Origin of the sequence: Limosilactobacillus viscerum, assembly GCF_947387525.1 — a bacterium.
GTDB lineage: Bacteria > Bacillota > Bacilli > Lactobacillales > Lactobacillaceae > Limosilactobacillus > Limosilactobacillus viscerum.
Map to the genome: position 1 here is coordinate 1 of NZ_CANDNW010000088.1, position 258 is coordinate 258.

The following is a 258-nucleotide window of genomic DNA, read 5'->3' on the forward strand; positions in this document are numbered from 1 at the left end:
TGGGCCTATAGCTCAGTTGGTTTAGAGCGCACGCCTGATAAGCGTGAGGTCGATGGTTCAAGTCCATTTAGGCCCATCTAAATTTTGGGGAATTAGCTCAGCTGGGAGAGCACCTGCTTTGCAAGCAGGAGGTCATCGGTTCGATTCCGTTATTCTCCATCGTCAGTTCTGATTGAACTGACAGAGCTTGTACTTTGAAAACTAAATAATATCTAATTTCTTTATTTATTAAAACAATAAACCGAGAACACCGCGTTA

The 258-nt window shown here is 42.6% G+C and carries 2 tRNA genes; both read left to right on the forward strand.

From position 1 onward, the window contains the following. Position 1 precedes the first annotated feature (1 nt). Positions 2-76: transfer RNA gene (locus QOS07_RS09390), tRNA-Ile, on the forward strand. A 10-nt stretch (positions 77-86) separates the two neighbouring features. Further along, positions 87-159, forward strand: a tRNA-Ala gene (locus QOS07_RS09395). Positions 160-258 lie beyond the last annotated feature (99 nt).